General features: G+C 63.0%; 10 protein-coding genes, 1 pseudogene and 2 riboswitches. Of the genes and pseudogenes, 5 read left to right on the forward strand and 6 right to left on the reverse strand.

Features of this window, described 5'->3' with window-relative positions; genetic code table 11:
- The 3 genes and pseudogenes from CFII68_RS17870 to cobW all read right to left on the reverse strand — a co-directional run.
- Positions 1-739: ATP-binding protein (locus CFII68_RS17870; protein WP_018604729.1), on the reverse strand; the 739-nt coding region annotated here is incomplete at its 3' end.
- Between the two features lie 209 nt (positions 740-948).
- Positions 949-4,634, reverse strand: a pseudogene (cobN, locus tag CFII68_RS0125910) (cobaltochelatase subunit CobN).
- Positions 4,635-4,637: 3 nt separating this feature from the next.
- Positions 4,638-5,702, reverse strand: coding sequence for a cobalamin biosynthesis protein CobW (cobW, locus tag CFII68_RS17865; RefSeq protein WP_003200209.1), 1,065 nt, complete (start codon positions 5,700-5,702; stop codon positions 4,638-4,640).
- 97 nt (positions 5,703-5,799) lie between these two features.
- Positions 5,800-6,013: riboswitch (cobalamin riboswitch) on the reverse strand.
- 201 nt (positions 6,014-6,214) lie between these two features.
- Positions 6,215-6,438, forward strand: a riboswitch (cobalamin riboswitch).
- Positions 6,439-6,537: 99 nt separating this feature from the next.
- Here cobW and CFII68_RS17860 point away from each other — a divergent pair.
- The 4 genes from CFII68_RS17860 (at position 6,538) to cobM (ending at position 8,658) form a co-directional block, all read left to right on the forward strand.
- Positions 6,538-6,726: a CbtB-domain containing protein gene (locus CFII68_RS17860; protein WP_014338677.1), complete on the forward strand. Its 189-nt coding sequence runs from the start codon at positions 6,538-6,540 to the stop codon at positions 6,724-6,726.
- An 11-nt stretch (positions 6,727-6,737) separates the two neighbouring features.
- Positions 6,738-7,433 carry a CbtA family protein gene (locus CFII68_RS17855; protein WP_018604738.1) on the forward strand — a complete coding sequence of 232 codons (696 nt, stop codon included), beginning with the start codon at positions 6,738-6,740 and terminating at the stop codon, positions 7,431-7,433.
- Positions 7,430-7,834, forward strand: a complete 405-nt coding sequence (locus CFII68_RS17850) for a cobalamin biosynthesis protein (protein ID WP_018604740.1) — start codon at positions 7,430-7,432, stop codon at positions 7,832-7,834. Before CFII68_RS17855 ends, CFII68_RS17850 begins: the two co-directional genes overlap by 4 nt.
- A gap of 77 nt (positions 7,835-7,911) precedes the next feature.
- Complete coding sequence (cobM, locus tag CFII68_RS17845; protein ID WP_018604742.1) at positions 7,912-8,658, forward strand: precorrin-4 C(11)-methyltransferase; 747 nt, start codon at positions 7,912-7,914, stop codon at positions 8,656-8,658.
- 180 nt (positions 8,659-8,838) lie between these two features.
- On the opposite strand, the gene nfuA is transcribed toward cobM, so the two are convergent.
- Positions 8,839-9,423: a Fe-S biogenesis protein NfuA gene (nfuA, locus tag CFII68_RS17840; protein ID WP_003182850.1), complete on the reverse strand. Its 585-nt coding sequence runs from the start codon at positions 9,421-9,423 to the stop codon at positions 8,839-8,841.
- 115 nt (positions 9,424-9,538) lie between these two features.
- Positions 9,539-11,830: a fatty acid cis/trans isomerase gene (locus CFII68_RS17835; protein WP_018604746.1), complete on the reverse strand. Its 2,292-nt coding sequence runs from the start codon at positions 11,828-11,830 to the stop codon at positions 9,539-9,541.
- Positions 11,831-11,986: 156 nt separating this feature from the next.
- On the opposite strand from CFII68_RS17835, the gene metH reads away from it, so the two are divergent.
- A complete protein-coding gene (gene metH, locus CFII68_RS17830) occupies positions 11,987-15,697 on the forward strand; it encodes a methionine synthase (RefSeq protein ID WP_018604748.1) in 3,711 nt (1,236 codons plus the stop codon).
- 96 nt (positions 15,698-15,793) lie between these two features.
- On the opposite strand, the gene CFII68_RS26300 is transcribed toward metH, so the two are convergent.
- On the reverse strand, positions 15,794-17,266 hold the full coding sequence (locus CFII68_RS26300; RefSeq protein ID WP_018604750.1) for a hypothetical protein: 1,473 nt from the start codon (positions 17,264-17,266) through the stop codon (positions 15,794-15,796).
- Between the last annotated feature and the right edge of the window lie 217 nt (positions 17,267-17,483).

Genomic DNA, 17,483 nt, shown 5'->3' on the forward strand with positions numbered 1-17,483 from the left:
CCAGGTCGGCGCGCAAGCCATCGACCCCGGCGGCAAAACAGCGCTCGGTGATCTGCGCCAGCGCCGCGTCATCCAGGGCGATCCCGGCCAAGCGGTCGCGCGCCTGTTGGCAACGGTCACGCAACTGCTGCTGGGCCGTCTCCCACGCCACGCAGAACGCCAGCGGATCGCTGTCGAAATCCAGCCGTCGCCGGATGATCTGACCGCGTTCAGTCGGTGCAGTGTGACCGTTGAGGGCGACGTTCAAGCCAAAACGGTCGAGCAACTGAGGCCGCAACTCACCCTCCTCCGGGTTCATCGTGCCGATCAGCACAAACCGCGCCGGATGCCGATGGGAAATGCCGTCGCGCTCGATCAGGTTGATGCCGCTGGCGGCCACATCGAGCAGCAAGTCCACCAGGTGATCGGGCAGCAGGTTCACTTCATCGACGTACAGCACGCCACCGTCGGCCTTGGCCAACACGCCGGGAGAAAACTGCGCGCGCCCTTCCCCCAGCGCTGCGTCCAGGTCCAGGGTACCCACCAGCCGCTCTTCGGTAGCACCAAGGGGCAAGGTGACGAACTGACCGCTGGCCAGCAGGTCCGCCAGGCCCCGGGCCAGTGTGGACTTGGCCATGCCTCGCGGCCCTTCGATCAGCACACCGCCGATTTTCGGATCGATCGCGGCCAGGCACAGGGCCAGTTTCAGATCATCGGCACCGACCACGGCGCAGAGCGGGAAATGGGGGGTGTGGGTCATATCTAATTCTCAAGGGTGGTCGGTAACGTCAATGTCAAAAGGGGACTTGTGGGAGCAAGGCTTGCCCGCGATGAACGAAAACGCGGTTTAGCTGCTAAACCGCGGCGCGACCATCGCGGGCAAGCCCTGCTCCCACAGGGTGGAGATAAATCCCTTTGCCACAGGTCAACCCATCACAGGGGTTGTGTCTCGCCTGCTCAGTAGGCATGTCAGCCATCTTCTTCAATGTCCAACAACAAATTTTCCAACGCCTCGCGATACTCGCCTGGATCCTGCCACATCCCCCGCTGCTGCGCTTCGAGCATGCGCTCGGTCATGTCCCGCAGGGCGTCGGGGTTGTGCTCGCGGACGAAATCCCGGGTGTCCGGGTCGAGCAGGTAGGCATCGGCCAGCAAGGCGTACTGGTGATCGTCGATCAACCGGGTGGTGGCGTCGAAGGCAAACAGGTTGTCCACCGTCGCCGCCAGTTCGAAGGCGCCTTTATAGCCGTGCCGCTTCACGCCGTCGATCCACTTCGGGTTCGCTGCGCGGGAACGGATGACGCGATTGAGCTCTTCTTTCAGGGTGCGGATCCTGGGCAAGTCTGGCTGGCTGTGATCGCCATGGTAACTGGCCGCCGCATCACCACTGAGGGTCTCGACCGCCGCCAGCATGCCGCCCTGGAACTGGTAGTAATCGTTGGAATCGAGCAGGTCGTGCTCGCGATTGTCCTGGTTCTGCAACACCGCCTGCACCTGGCTCAAGCGCCGGGAGAACTGCTCCCGGGCGGCCGTGCCTTCATCGCTGGCGCCGTAGGCGTAACCGCCCCAGTTCAGGTACACCTCGGCCAGATCCTCGCGGCTCTGCCACAAGCGCCCGTCAATCGCGCCCTGCACGCCCGCGCCATAGGCACCGGGCTTGGCGCCGAAGATCCGCCAGCCGGCCTGGCGCGCCGCGGCTTCCGGCTCAAGACCCGATGCCAGCAGGGCTTCGCGTTCGCCACGCACCTTGGCCGCCAAGGGGTTCATGTCGTCCGGCTCATCGAGTGCGGCGACGGCCTGCACGGCGGCATCGAACAAGCGAATCAGGTTGGCAAAGGCGTCACGGAAGAAGCCGGACACGCGCAACGTGACATCGACCCGAGGCCGGCCTGGGCGATGTCATCACCGCCGGTGCGCATGGTCGCGGTGCCCCACACTGACAGGCCGAGCTGGCGCAGGTGATCGCCGTGGTCCTGCAAGTGCCGCTCAAGGATCAGGTTCGCCGACTGGAAACCGATACGCCACGCCGTGGTGGTGGGCAGGTTGCGCACGTCCACCGAAAAGAAGTTGCGCCCGGTGGGCAGCACGTCGAGGCGGCCGCGGCTCGGCGCACCGCTGGGACCGGCCGGCACGAAGCGCCCGCTCAAGGCATCGAGCAAGCCGCGCATTTCCGCCGGACCGCAGGCGTCCAGGCGCGGGGCCACGACGGATCGCAGGTTTTCAATGATGCTGCCCACCACCTCCCAGCCTGGCGCGTCGAGTTGCCCCACCGCACCGTCCAGCGCCTGCTCGATCAACTGCACAGCGAACAGCTCCAGGCGCTCGCGGGTATCGCCGGCGGTGCGCCAAGGCTCGGCGCTGACCTGACGCAACGCCTCGGGACAGTCGCCGGTCCAGGGTTCGGCCAAGGCACAATCCAGCGGGTCGAAACCCAGCCCGAACGCCTTGGCCAGCGCCCGCAACAAGCTCGACTGCGCGCCTTTGCCGTCGCCCCGGGGAATGCGCAGCAACGCCAGCAAGGTGTCGATGCGCAGTCGTCCACTGGGCGACTCGCCAAAAATATGCAGGCCGTCGCGGATCTGCGACTCCTTCAAGTCGCACAGGTAAGTGTCCAGGCGTGGCAGCCAGATCGCCGCGTCGGCGTCGCTGTCCAGACCGGCATCGAGTTGCAGTTCGCGGTCGATGTGGGTCTCGCGCACCAGGTTGAGGATGTCCCGTTGCAGCTCCCGGGCACGGCGCGGATCGAGCAATTGCGCCTCGTAGTACTCGTCCGCCAGCAGCTCGAGGTTACGCAGCGGCCCATAGGTTTCGGCCCGGGTCAGCGGCGGCATCAAGTGGTCGATGATCACCGCCTGGGTGCGACGCTTGGCCTGGGCGCCCTCACCCGGGTCGTTGACGATGAACGGATAGATATTCGGCAGCGGCCCCAACAGCACGTCCGGCCAGCAGTTTTCCGACAGCCCGACGCCCTTGCCCGGCAGCCATTCGAGGTTGCCGTGCTTGCCGACGTGGATCACCCCATGGACGCCGTAGGTGTGGCGCAACCAGAAATAAAACGCCAGGTAACCGTGGGGCGGCACCAGGTCCGGGTCGTGGTACACCGCGCTCGGATCGACCTGGTAACCCCGCGCCGGCTGGATGCCAACGAACGTCAGGCCCAGGCGCAGGCCGGCGACCATCAGGCGCCCCTCGCGGCACATCGGGTCCTGCTCGGGCGAGCCCCAGCGCGCCAGCACCGCTTGGCGATTGGCTTCGGGCAGTGCGTCGAACAAGGCCTGGTACTCGGCAAGGGCCAGGCTCTGGTGACAGGGACGCAAGTCGAGGCGGTCGAGGTCGTTACTGACCCCGCCGAGCAATTGCTGGATCAACGCGGTGCCGCTCGCCGGCAGTTCAGCCGGCAATGGATAACCTTCGACCTGTAGGGCCCGGAGGATATTCAACGCTGCTGCCGGGGTGTCCAGGCCGACGCCATTGCCGATGCGACCGTCGCGGGTCGGGTAGTTGGCGAGGATCAGCGCCACACGCTTCTGGGCATTGGGCAAGCGCGCCAGGGTGGTCCAGCGTCGGGCCAGTTCGGCGACAAAATCCATGCGCTCGGGCGCGGCCCGGTAGCAGACCACGTCGCTCTGGCTGCGCTCGCTGCGCCAGGCCAGGTCCTTGAAACTGATCGGGCGGCTGATGATCCGTCCGTCCAGTTCCGGCAAGGCAATGTGCATCGCCAGGTCCCGCGGTCCCAGGCCCTGCTCGCTGGCACGCCAGCCGGGTTCGTTGTCCTGGGCGCAGATCGCCTGGATCACCGGGATATTGCGGCGAAACGGTCGCAAGTGCGGAGCTTCGGGGCTGGATTGAGCGAAGCCGGTGGTGTTGAGGATCACGCCCGCCTGCACCTCGTCCAGCCAGTCCTCTACAAGTGCGAGGCAACCAGGCTCCTTGAGGCTGGCCACGGCAATCGGCAGCGGATTGAGCCCCGCCGCTTGCAGGCGCTGGCAGAACACGTCGATGAACGCGGTGTTCGCCGCTTGCAGGTGGGAGCGATAAAACAGCACCGCCGCCACCGGTTGCCCGGCGCTCCAGTCGGCTTGCCAATCATCGAGGTTGGCGCTGGTTTTCGCCGGGTGATAGATGGCCGTGCGTGGCAAGGCCTGCGGCTCGGCCCACGGATAATCGCGGCCAAACCATTGGCTGCCGAGGTTGTAGAACAGGTCCAGGGCATTGCCCAGCCCGCCCTGGCGCAAGAACTGCCAGAGCCGGTCGCGGTCTTCGCAGGGCACGTTGCTCAGGTCACTGAGTTCCGGGTCCGGACGATCATCCCCCGGCACCAGGATCAGCTTCACCCCGCGCCCGGCCAGTTCCATCAGGCGCTCGATGCCGTAGCGCCAATAGCCGATGCCGCCGTGCAGCGACAACAGGATGACCTTGGCGTGTTGCAGCACGTCTTCGACATACAGATCCACCGAGGCGTGGTTCTGCACCTGCATCGGGTTGGCGAGGCGAAACTGCGGATAATCGCCCGGCAACTGCTTCGCCGCTTCGGCCAACAGCGCCAGGCTGGAGTCGCCGCTGCACAGGATCACCAGTTCGGCGGGGGTTTGCCCCAGGTCGGCGATGTTGTCATCCGACACGAAACCGCCGGGCTGGGTCCTGAGCAGGTGCATGACTTAGGCCCCGAGGGCGGCGCGCAACTGCGCTTCGAGCAGGGCGGCGTCAAGCGCCTGGCCGATCAGCACCAGACGGGTGACCCGCGCTTCCTCGGCGCCCCACTGGCGGTCGAAATGCTTGTCGAACCGCGTCCCGACGCCCTGGATCAACAGGCGCATCGGCTTGTTCGGGATCGCCGCGAAACCCTTGACTCGCAGTACGCCGTGCTGGACCACCAGTTGCGTCAACGCGTCGAGCAGCAGGCTTTCGTCAGCCTGGGGCAGTTCGATGGAAATGGAATCGAAGGCGTCATGATCGTGGTCATCATCGTCGCCATCGTGGTGATGGTCGTGATGGCTGTGGCGGCCGTCGATGTGTTCTTCGGAACCAGCGCCCAGGCCGATCAGTACGTCCAGCGGCAGGCGACCGCTGCTGGCTTCGATGACCTTGACCGCCGGTGGCAGCTCTTCGGCGACTTCCAGGCGAACTTTGGCCAGGTCTTCAGGGCTGATCAGGTCAGCCTTGTTGAGGATCACCAGGTCGGCGCTCGCCAGTTGGTCGGCGAACAGTTCGTGCAGCGGCGATTCGTGGTCCAGGTTCGGGTCGAGTTTGCGCTGGGCATCGACCTGGTCGGGGAACGCGGCAAAGGTACCGGCGGCCACGGCCGGGCTGTCGACCACGGTGATCACTGCATCGACGGTGCAGGCGCTGCGGATTTCCGGCCATTGGAAGGCCTGGACCAGCGGCTTGGGCAGGGCCAGGCCGGAGGTTTCGATGAGGATGTGGTCGAGGTCGCCACGCCGGGCCACCAGTTCGCGCATCACCGGGAAGAACTCTTCCTGCACCGTGCAGCACAGGCAGCCGTTGGCCAGTTCATAGACGCGGCCGTTGGCTTCTTCTTCGGTGCAGCCGATGGAGCACTGCTTGAGGATCTCGCCGTCGATGCCCAGCTCGCCGAATTCGTTGACGATCACGGCGATACGGCGGCCCTGGGCGTTGTCGAGCATGTGCCGCAGCAAGGTGGTTTTACCCGAGCCGAGGAAACCGGTGACGATGGTGACGGGGAGTTTGGCCAGTGTTTTCATCGGATGCCCTTTGGCAAGGTGGCGGGCAAACGGGACGACAACCGCTGGCACAGGCGCGCGCGGAAGATTTCGCCACCGGATCACCCCGCCCGGTTGTAGTGAGAATCTGTCTCGAGGCAGGTCTCCTGGCTGACGGCGGGCCAATCTTTCGACTGGCAATTGCTGCGCCTTCCCGTGCGCCCGTTTTAAAGGCATGCACAGTGGCCTTGCAGAAACAGCACCGTTCACAGTTGCGGGGGCAGCCGCGGCTTGGACCGCGTTCCCTTCTTAGCTCCGGCACGTGCCGAAGAACCTCGAAGGCGCAAGGCTACGCAGGGTGTGGGGGCGGGTCAATCTCCGCAAGTAATATGCAGGACGCTGTTGTGGCGAGGGAGCTTGCTCCCGCTCGGTTGCGCAGCGACCGTAAAGAGCCGGGGGGCCGCTGCGCTGCCCAGCGGGAGCAAGCTCCCTCGCCACAACAGCATGCTCGCCGCGCCCCTTGTACATTGACGACCCAGCCCCGCCCATGCTCTCCTGTGCGCCTAGTTATGGGTGCCCTTCACAGGGTGAAACGGGAAACCGGTGAATCGTGTGCTTTACTTCAAGGCCACGTCAGTCCGGTGCTGCCCCCGCAACGGTAAGCGAGCGAAGCGTCTGAACCACTGTGTCCCAGGACATGGGAAGGTGACGCTTGCAGGCCAGGCGCAAGCCCGGCCCCTCGCGAGCCCGGAGACCGGCCCATGACTCATGCATCAACAAACCCGCGGTGGGCGGGCGCTGTTCGAACCTTGGTGGGCTTTCGCCCGGGGTCTCATCGCGCTCGAATACCCACTGAACAAGAACAGAGGGAAGCGCCATGTCGACCATCAGCAGCACCGCCCGCACCGCCAGCAGCACCACCACCCTGAGCCAACGCCTGAGCGCCGCGATCCTTGCTTCGATCCTGGGCGCAGGGCTGGTCTATTTCGCCGGTTTCTCCCACATCGAAGCGGTGCACAACGCCGCTCACGATACCCGTCACAGCGCCGCCTTCCCGTGCCATTGAGAACTGACGACATGATCAAGCGTATCGCGCAGACCGCCGGTTTCAGCGGCTTGCTGGCCGCCCTGCTGCTGACCCTGCTGCAAAGTTTCTGGGTATCGCCGCTGATTCTCCAGGCGGAAACCTTCGAGAAGGCTCCGGCGACCGAGGTCCATGAACACGCCGACGGGGCGGCTCATACCCATGATGCCGAGGCCTGGGAGCCGGAAGACGGTTGGCAGCGCGTGCTGTCCACCACCGGCGGTAACCTGGTAGTCGCCGTGGGTTTTGCCCTGATGCTAGCGGGCCTGTACACCTTGCGCGCACCGACTCGCACGTCCCAAGGCCTGCTCTGGGGCCTGGCCGGCTATGCCACTTTCGTCCTGGCGCCGACACTTGGCCTGCCACCGGAACTGCCTGGCACCGCAGCGGCCGACCTGGCCCAACGGCAGATGTGGTGGATCGGCACCGCGGCGTCCACGGCGGTGGGCATTGCCTTGATCGCCTTCGGCCGGCATTGGCTGCTCAAGCTGTTGGGCGTGGCGACGTTGCTGGTGCCCCACGTCATCGGCGCACCGCAGCCCGAAGTCCACTCGATGCTGGCGCCCGAAGCGCTTGAGAGCCAGTTCAAGATCGCCTCGCAGTTGACCAACGTCGCGTTCTGGCTGGCCCTGGGCCTGATCAGCGCCTGGCTGTTTCGCCGTGACGGCCAAGCCCACCACGACGCATGAGCGCCGAGCCGATCCTGGTGATCGGCCTGGGCTGCCAGCGTGGTTGCCCGGCCAGCACGCTGCGGGCCTTGCTCGACAAGACGCTGCTGGCCCACGGCATCGAACTTCATCGGGTACGGGCCCTGGCCAGTATCGACCTCAAACGTGACGAGCCCGGGCTGCTGGAGCTGGCCGGGCAACTGGCCCTGCCGCTGACCTGTTTCAGTGTCGAACAGTTGGCCAGCTACGAGCAGCGGCTCAGTCACCGCTCCGAGATCGCCTTCGAGCGCACCGGTTGCTACGGCATCGCCGAAAGCGCCGCCCTGGCCTTGGCCGACCACTTGGGCACACCGCCCGCGAGGCTACTGATTACTCGCCAAAAAGGCCCCAAGAGCACGTTGGCATTGGCGGTCGTGGCGTAAATCCCGATAATCGGCGCCCAGGATCATGAGCGATCTTCATCTGGGCGACGCTCACCCACCTTTCACAGGAGCCGGTCATGACCGTTTACTTCATCGGCGCCGGCCCCGGCGACCCGGATCTCATCACGGTCAAAGGCCAGCGACTGATCCGCCACTGCGCGGTGATCATCTACGCCGGCTCGCTGGTGCCGACCGCCGTCCTGGAAGGCCACTGTGCCGAACAGGTGATTAACAGCGCCGAGCTGCATCTGGAACAGATCATCGAATTGATCAAGAGTGCCCATCTCAAGGGCCAGGACGTGGCCCGGGTGCATTCCGGCGACCCGAGCCTGTACGGTGCCATTGGCGAGCAGATTCGTTGCCTGCGGGAATTGGACATCCCTTTCGAAATCATCCCGGGCGTGACCGCGACCTCAGCCTGCGCCGCCCTGCTGGGCGCCGAACTGACCTTGCCGGACATTTCCCAAAGCCTGATCCTCACCCGCTACGCCGACAAAAGCCCGATGCCCGCCGGGGAAGAACTGGGCAGCCTGGCGCAGCACGGGGCGACCATGGCGATTCACCTGGGGGTCAATCATCTGGAAAAAATCGTCGACGAACTGCTACCCCACTACGGCGCCGATTGCCCGATTGCGGTCATCCACCGGGCGACCTGGCCGGATCAGGATTGGGTGATGGGGACGCTGGACGATATCGCGGCAAAGGTGCACGCCAAGGGCTTTCGCCGCACGGCGCTGATTCTGGTGGGGCGTGTGCTGGGCAACGATGTGTTCAGCGAGTCTTCGCTGTACCGCGCCGGGCATGCGCATCTCTATAGACCCTGACTCGCCAGAGAATCCACCTGGATCCCCCTGTGGGAGCGAACCTGTGGGAGCAAGGCTTGCCCGCGAAGGCGTCGCCTCGGTCTATCAGCTACACCGAGGTGTTTGCATCGCGGGCAAGCCTTGCTCCCACAAGCTCGCTCCCACAGGTTACGAGCTGATCGCAAGATGGTATCGCCACAATCAGTAGTAGGCGTTTTCTTTCTGCGTGTGGTCGGTCACGTCGCGTACGCCCTTGAGTTCCGGAATGCGCTCGAGCAAGGTGCGCTCGATGCCTTCCTTCAAGGTGACGTCAGCCTGGCCGCAGCCCTGGCAGCCGCCACCGAACTGGAGCACGGCGATGCCGTCTTCCACCACGTCGATCAGCGAAACCTGGCCGCCGTGGCTGGCCAGCCCCGGGTTGATTTCGGTCTGCAGGTAGTAATTGATGCGTTCGTTGACCGGGCTGTCGGCATTGACCATCGGCACTTTGGCGTTCGGCGCCTTGATGGTCAGTTGGCCGCCCATGCGGTCGGTGGCGTAGTCGACTACCGCATCGTCCAGGAAGGCTTCGCTGAACGAGTCGATGTACGCGGTGAAGCTCTTGAGCCCCAGCGCGGTGTCTTCGGGTTTTTCTTCCCCCGGCTTGCAGTAGGCAATGCACGTCTCGGCGTACTGGGTGCCGGGCTGGGTGATGAAGATGCGGATCCCGATACCAGGCGTGTTCTGCTTGGACAGCAGGTCGGCCAGGTAATCGTGGGCGGCATCGGTAATGGTAATGGCGGTCATGGAAACTCCTCGCAGGCTTGCCGGCAGTTTACGCCAATCATCGCGCCGGACAAAGTCCCAGTATTTTTGTCAGGAAAGCGCCTGGCGGCACGGAGTTTGCCGCCGGCGCTGTCGATCAGAGGTTCTGGTAGCGATTCATGTCCAACACACCGCTTTCCACGGGCTCCGTCTCCTGGATGTATTGGCTCAGGTCGTGGAAGTAGTACCAGAACTGCGGGTGGCTGCGGCGAATGCCCCAGCGCTCGACAATCCGCTCGAACGCTGGCGCATCCTGGGCGCCTTGCATGGCCTCGACGAACGCCGGCACTTGCCCGGCCGGAATGTTGAACATGAAGTTCGGATAGCTGCTGAACACGCCCGGGTAGACCGTCAGCGTGTCCAGCCCCAGCTGGTAGCGCCGCTCCTCGCCCAGCAGGAACGCCACGTTGCTGTGGGCACGGTTGCGCAGCAGGCTGTAGATCTCTCGATGGCCACTGGCGGTTTCGATGCGCAGCAGGGTCGCTTCCGGCAGTTGGTCGATCACCTTGAGCCCCGCCGCCGGGCGCGACACCAGGCGGCTGAGGGCCTGTTCGGCGTTTTGCAGCGCCGGGTCGATGTTCGGGCGCGAGCAGTAGGCACCGTCACAGCGGTTGATCGGATCGGGACGGGCATTCAGCTCGCCGTACCGGGCCAGCAGTTGCTGGGTGAAATCGCCCTTGGGGTCGCGTTCGTCAAGCTTGAGGGCGGTCGGCGTGTCATCGTCGATGGCCTCGTAATCGAGCCACATCTTGAATTGGCCACCGGCCTGGTACCAGTCGTCCAGGTAGCCTTCCCGGGCGTCAGCCGGCATCAGGCGCAGGAAATTCTGCTCCGCGCCATTGCGGATCAAGTCGAAATACAGCCGGGTCTGGGCCTGGTGGGACACGTTGCCGAACACGTCGAAATTCACCGCCAACTGGTAATAGGTGCGCTCCAGCAACGGGAAGTCGAACAGCCACATCGTCTGCGGCACTTCGCCGATCAACCCCTTGGTGACCGAAGCACTGTCGAAATGCCGGAAAATGCTCAGCAGCGCGTTGTCGTTACCGGCCCACAGCGTCGACCAGCTCGGCGCCGGCAGCTCGGCATAGTTGTCGCGGCGCAAGGCCTCATACTCGTTGCGCTTGTCGCGGTAGTCGAGCCACAGGCTGACGACGCTGCCCACGTCGTCGTTCTGCCCCGGCATCGCCAACAGCGGCGTGGCCTGGCCGCGGTAGTTCGGGTCGGTGATGTACAGGTCGTGTTCGGGGTCCTGGAACAGCGCCCAGAAATTGTCGCGGATCACGTCCGTGGCAATCTGGCCCCGGCACACCGGCCCGCGGATGAAGGTGCGCACGAAATACTCGGCGTTATCGAGCATGAACTGGTAGCGCGCCTGGGCCGGGATCGCTTCGAAGGTGGAAAACGGGTTGGCCCGGCGCTCCGGGCCGTAGCCCGGCAACGCGGAGACCTGCCATTTGCCGCTGTAGAACAGGCTCTTGATCCGCGCCATCTTCGCCGCGCTCAAGCCGTAGGTGATGTGAGTCTTGTGCACGATCACCCCTTGCACCGGCCAGAGCCGGTAATACACACGTGTGCCGGGGTCATCGTTCGGTCGGCGGGTGTTGATCAGGTCGATGGGCTGGCCGGTGGGCGTGCGCGAACGGACCCACTGGAAGAAATGCCCCGGCTCGCCGCCCTTGAAATAGATGTGCGCCAGGAACCAATGCTCGAACAACCAGCGGCCCACCAGGCTTTCCCGGGCGCCCGGGGCATTGAGCAGGTTTTCCCATTGCACCACCTGCAAGGCTTCGGCGGCACTCGGCGCCAGGGCCTGCTGATCGATGGGGGCGCCTGCGGCCAGCCAGCGTTGCAGGGTCTGGTATTGCTGGTCGGTCAGGCCGGTGACAGCCAGGGGCATGCCTTCCTTGGGATGGCTGCCTGCGTATTCGTTGAATTGATCCGGCATCGCGCAGCTGTTTTCACGATTGAGGCCCAGCACGATCTCTTCCGGCAGCTTGGCGTTGGGCTGCAACGGTGTGCGGTGGCCCAACTCCAGCATGCGCGCCATCAGGGCAGCCTGGCTGCCTTGGGCGTCGAGCACTGAATAAAAGCCCTTGCGCTGCCAGGCGCGCGGGCCGGAGGCGTCATAGAACAAGCGAGTCGGATCGGCCGCCTGGCGCCGCTCGCCGTCGTACACCGACAGCTTGCTCGCTCCCCGTGCCACACCTTCGCCGCTGCCCAGGTTCAACTGGCAAGCGGAGTCGTAGCAGGCATGACAGGCCACGCATTTTTCCGTGAAGATCGGCTGGACGTCGCGAGTGTAGGAGATCGCGGGAGCGGGACTCCCGGCGGCTGCGGTAAAACACAACAGCAGCAACAGACTGCCGAATAAGACGCGGTACGGCATGTCTCGGGTCCCTAAGAGATAGTCCGGCGATTCTACCGGGCCAGCATCGCCTTGCAAACATGAGCGATATTCATGCAAAAGCCCATCATGATCAAATCCTGCACAGGTTTGCTATCATCCCGGCCTTCGTAATGGTCTTTTTTTCCAGGTAGTCCTATGTCTGATCGCAGCGCTCGCCTTTATCTTCTCCAGCAAGCCCTCAAGGAACGCATCCTGATCCTCGACGGCGGCATGGGCACGATGATCCAGAGCTACAAGCTGGAAGAACAGGACTACCGCGGCAAGCGCTTCGCCGACTGGCCGAGCGACGTCAAGGGCAACAACGATTTGCTGGTGCTCAGCCGCCCCGACGTGATCGGTGCCATTGAAAAAGCCTACCTGGATGCCGGCGCCGACATCCTGGAGACCAACACCTTCAACGCCACCCAGGTGTCCCAGGCCGACTATGGCATGCAGAGCCTGGCCTACGAGCTGAACCTGGAAGGCGCACGCCTGGCCCGTAAAGTGGCCGACGCCAAGACCCTGGAAACCCCGGACAAGCCGCGCTTCGTCGCCGGCGTGCTCGGCCCGACCAGCCGCACCTGCTCGCTGTCGCCGGATGTGAACAACCCCGGCTACCGCAACGTGACCTTCGACGAACTGGTGGAAAACTACACCGAGGCCACCAAGGGCCTGATCGAAGGCGGCGCCGACCTGATCCTGATCGAAACCATTTTCGACACGCTAAACGCCAAGGCGGCGATCTTTGCCGTGCAAGGGGTCTACGAAGAACTGGGCGTCGAACTGCCGATCATGATCTCCGGCACCATCACCGACGCCTCCGGCCGCACCCTCTCGGGCCAGACCACCGAAGCCTTCTGGAACTCGGTGGCCCACGCCAAGCCGATCTCCGTGGGCCTGAACTGCGCCCTCGGCGCCAGCGAATTGCGCCCGTACCTGGAAGAGCTGTCGAACAAGGCCAGCACCCACGTATCGGCCCACCCCAACGCCGGCCTGCCCAATGAGTTCGGTGAATACGACGAACTGCCAGCCGAAACGGCCAAGGTCATCGAAGAGTTCGCCCAGAGCGGTTTCCTGAACATTGTCGGCGGCTGCTGCGGCACCACCCCGGCGCACATCGAAGCCATCGCCAAAGCCGTGGCCGGCTACGCGCCGCGGCCAATCCCGGAGATCCCGCGGGCCTGCCGCCTGTCGGGCCTGGAACCGTTCACCATCGATCGCAGTTCGCTGTTCGTCAACGTGGGCGAGCGGACCAACATCACCGGTTCCGCCAAGTTCGCCCGGCTGATCCGCGAAGACAACTACACCGAAGCCCTGGAAGTGGCCCTGCAACAGGTCGAGGCCGGCGCCCAGGTGATCGACATCAACATGGACGAGGGCATGCTCGATTCGAAGAAGGCCATGGTGACCTTCCTCAATCTGATTGCCGGCGAACCGGACATCTCCCGCGTGCCAATCATGATCGACTCCTCCAAGTGGGAAGTGATCGAAGCCGGCCTCAAGTGCATCCAGGGCAAGGGCATCGTCAACTCCATCAGCATGAAGGAAGGCGTCGAGCAGTTCATCCATCACGCCAAGCTGTGCAAGCGCTACGGCGCCGCCGTAGTGGTGATGGCCTTCGACGAAGCCGGCCAGGCCGACACCGAGGCGCGCAAGAAGGAAATCTGCAAACGCTCCTACGACATCCTGGTCAATGAAGTGGGCTTCCCGCCGGAAGACATCATCTTCGACCCGAACATCTTCGCCGTCGCCACCGGTATCGAAGAGCACAACAACTATGCCGTGGATTTCATCAACGCTTGCGCCTACATCCGCGACGAACTGCCCTACGCGCTGACCTCGGGCGGGGTCTCCAACGTGTCCTTCTCGTTCCGCGGCAACAACCCGGTGCGCGAGGCGATCCACTCGGTGTTCCTGCTCTATGCAATCCGCGCGGGCCTGACCATGGGCATCGTCAACGCCGGCCAACTGGAGATCTACGACCAGATCCCGGTGGAACTGCGCGACGCCGTGGAAGACGTGATCCTCAACCGCACCCCAGAAGGCACCGACGCCTTGCTGGCCATCGCCGACAAGTACAAGGGCGACGGCAGCGTCAAGGAAGCGGAAACCGAGGAATGGCGCGGCTGGGAAGTGAACAAGCGTCTGGAGCATGCGCTGGTCAAGGGCATCACCACCCACATCGTTGAAGACACCGAGGAGTCACGACTGTCTTTCACCCGGCCGATCGAGGTCATCGAAGGCCCGCTGATGGCCGGCATGAACATCGTCGGCGACCTGTTCGGCGCCGGCAAAATGTTCCTGCCCCAAGTGGTCAAGTCCGCCCGCGTGATGAAGCAGGCCGTGGCCCACCTGATCCCGTTCATCGAGGCGGAAAAAGGCGACAAGCCGGAGGCCAAGGGCAAGATCCTGATGGCCACGGTCAAGGGCGACGTGCATGACATCGGCAAGAACATCGTCGGCGTAGTGCTCGGTTGCAACGGCTATGACATCGTCGACTTGGGCGTGATGGTGCCGGCGGAGAAGATCCTGCAGGTGGCCAAGGAGCAGAAATGCGACATCATCGGCCTGTCTGGGCTGATCACCCCGTCCCTGGATGAAATGGTGCATGTGGCGCGCGAGATGCAGCGCCAGGACTTCCACCTGCCGCTGATGATTGGCGGGGCCACCACCTCCAAGGCCCACACGGCGGTGAAGATCGAGCCCAAGTACAGCAACGACGCGGTGATCTACGTCACCGACGCCTCCCGCGCCGTGGGCGTGGCGACCCAGTTGCTGTCCAAGGAACTCAAGCCGGCGTTCGTCGAGAAAACCCGCCTGGACTACATCGAAGTGCGCGAGCGTACTTCCAACCGCAGCGCCCGCACCGAGCGCCTGAGCTACCCCGCCGCCGTGGCCAAGAAGCCACAGTTCGACTGGAGCAGCTACCAGCCGGTCAAGCCGACTTTCACCGGCGCCAAGGTGCTGGACAACATCGACCTGAACGTCCTGGCCGAATACATCGACTGGACACCGTTCTTCATTTCCTGGGACCTGGCCGGCAAATATCCGCGCATCCTCACCGACGAAGTGGTCGGCGAAGCCGCCACCGCGCTGTACGCCGACGCCCGGGCGATGCTGCGCAAGTTGATCGACGAGAAACTCATCAGCGCCCGCGCCGTGTTCGGCTTCTGGCCGGCCAACCAGGTGCACGACGATGACCTGGAAGTCTACGGCGACGATGGCAAGCCACTGGCGCGCCTGCATCACCTGCGCCAACAGATCATCAAGACCGATGGCAAGCCGAACTTCTCCCTGGCCGACTTCGTCGCGCCGAAGAACAGCGGCGTGACCGACTACGTCGGCGGCTTCATTACCACCGCCGGCATCGGCGCCGAAGAAGTCGCCAAGGCCTATCAGGAAGCCGGCGACGACTACAACTCGATCATGGTCAAGGCCCTGGCCGACCGCCTGGCCGAAGCCTGTGCCGAATGGCTGCACCAGCAGGTGCGCAAGGAACATTGGGGTTACGCCCAGGACGAGCACCTGGACAATGACGCCCTGATCAAAGAGCAATACACCGGCATCCGCCCTGCCCCCGGCTACCCGGCCTGCCCGGACCACACCGAGAAAGCCACCCTGTTCCGCCTGCTCGACCCCGAGGCCAGCGAACTGAAGGCCGGGCGCAGCGGTGTGTTCCTCACCGAACACTACGCCATGTTCCCGGCAGCGGCGGTCAGCGGCTGGTATTTCGCCCACCCTCAGGCGCAATACTTCGCCGTGGGCAAGATCGACAAGGACCAGGTGCAGAGCTATACCGCGCGCAAGGGCCAGGACTTGAGCTTGACTGAGCGCTGGCTGTCGCCAAACCTCGGTTACGACAACTGATATAAGGTCTTTTCAGCCCAGATAGACTGTGGCCTTCAGCAGCTATTGCATGGATAGACCCATCCAATAGCTGCTGAAGGCCGCGATCTCTTCAATTTATTTTTTTACAGAGATGAAAACATTAATCGGCTGCTTCCAATCAGAATTAGGTCTACGAGCCTCCAACTGCAACATCCCATTGTAATATCCCGGCGGGAGCGCCATATTGTCCCGTGCATCGTACTGTATTTCGAGGCCAAGCCATTGGCTAAGCGCTCCAATAAAGCGCTTGCTGTTCATATGCTCCCTCCAAGCGTACTCCCCCCCCTCTTCGGTGCGGACACCCCGCAACTTCACGACTACCGCTTGACCCTGGGCGTTTAATAATGACGCATTCAACATCGTAAACTTCTCGTCTGTGCCGGGCGTCAACTGAGTAGGACCAATATTTGCATTCAGAGCAACTATCCCCCCACTGTAAAGTCGCTCAATGCCGGGGACTCGGAGATAAGTCGACACCTGATCTTGCAGTCCACTGACAACCAGCATACGTAGACCTGGCAACTCCGCATTGTAGCCTGACATTCGCGCCGCATTTTCTCGCCATACACGAGCCATATCGGCGGTTTGTGCATTGCCCAATGGCAAGCCATGTGTATCCTTGACTGCCGGCGTCGAATAATAGGGAACCTTGTTACCGCAAAGGTAAGTAGAGGATTTTCCATTGTTATAGCCAAAATTATAGTTGCTCGGATTGTTATTGCAGTCTCCGCCGCCAGCATTGTGCCCAACTTCATGTCGAAAAGCGGCTGGTTGTACCCAGTTGCTAACGCTCGTATAGCCAGGAGCAAAAGCTATTCCACCCGCACCTGCTGCCACTGAGTAAGCTGCACTGACGTCAGTGCTATAGAGGGTTCTGTAAGGCTCCAGCATATCCTGCCAAGCGATCAGTCCGTCCCCCGAAGTATTGTGGGCCACGTCAAAAACATTAACTGCGGCGAGTCGCAAGGAAAGATTCTCAACCCGTGAATTCCTGAGGCCGAGATTGGCTGTCTCCAGTTGTGCCAGAGCAAAGGCGATAGGGTCTGTATTCAATCGACCCAAGGCATAGGCGGTGTAAGCCACCAGCATATCGATATAGCGCGGCTCACCAGCTTTTGAATTGTCCACCGCAGGCACTGAAGTCTCAGACATCTCAACGGTATCGGGAGTCATATAATCGTCGGGCGGCTCTTGGGTAAAAGTGCTTTTCCCGTGCGCATCGACCACCAACAAACCGCGCTTGCCAGGCTCATCGACAATCGCGGTGACCGCACCATCAGGCGACCTGACCACCACCAGCGAGCCTGTTTCGCCATCGCGGGTGTACAAATTGCCGCTTTCTACCGTGTACCCCTGCTCAACCTTGATAGCCGAACGCTCAAAGCGCGCGCTGCCGATTGTATCGGCATATATACTGGCCGACGTCGCTTGGGGCGAATTTTCGGGGCTATCGGTTGCAGCGCTGACCAGTGCGGGCAGCGCAAGTACCAACGTCAGCGCTGTCAGGCCGGAGCGCCCAGCCGTAGAGAATGGATTTCCAGTATTCATGGCGTATTTCCTTGCGAAGACAGGAGCCATAAGACTGATCCCATTAAACCGGGACGACTACTGTCAGATATGACAGTAGCTAGTGTCCTGTATCACAAATACTGTTCCTTTTTGACGGCGTCTGTTGTCGTCATGCTGCGTTGCCGCTCCTCGCCATAGCGGGCTATGACTCGTCGCGGCGCCTTGCCTGACGACAACAGCCACTCGCCAAAAAAGA

Origin of the sequence: Pseudomonas sp. CFII68, from assembly GCF_000416195.1 — a bacterium.
Taxonomy (GTDB): Bacteria; Pseudomonadota; Gammaproteobacteria; order Pseudomonadales; family Pseudomonadaceae; genus Aquipseudomonas; species Aquipseudomonas kilonensis.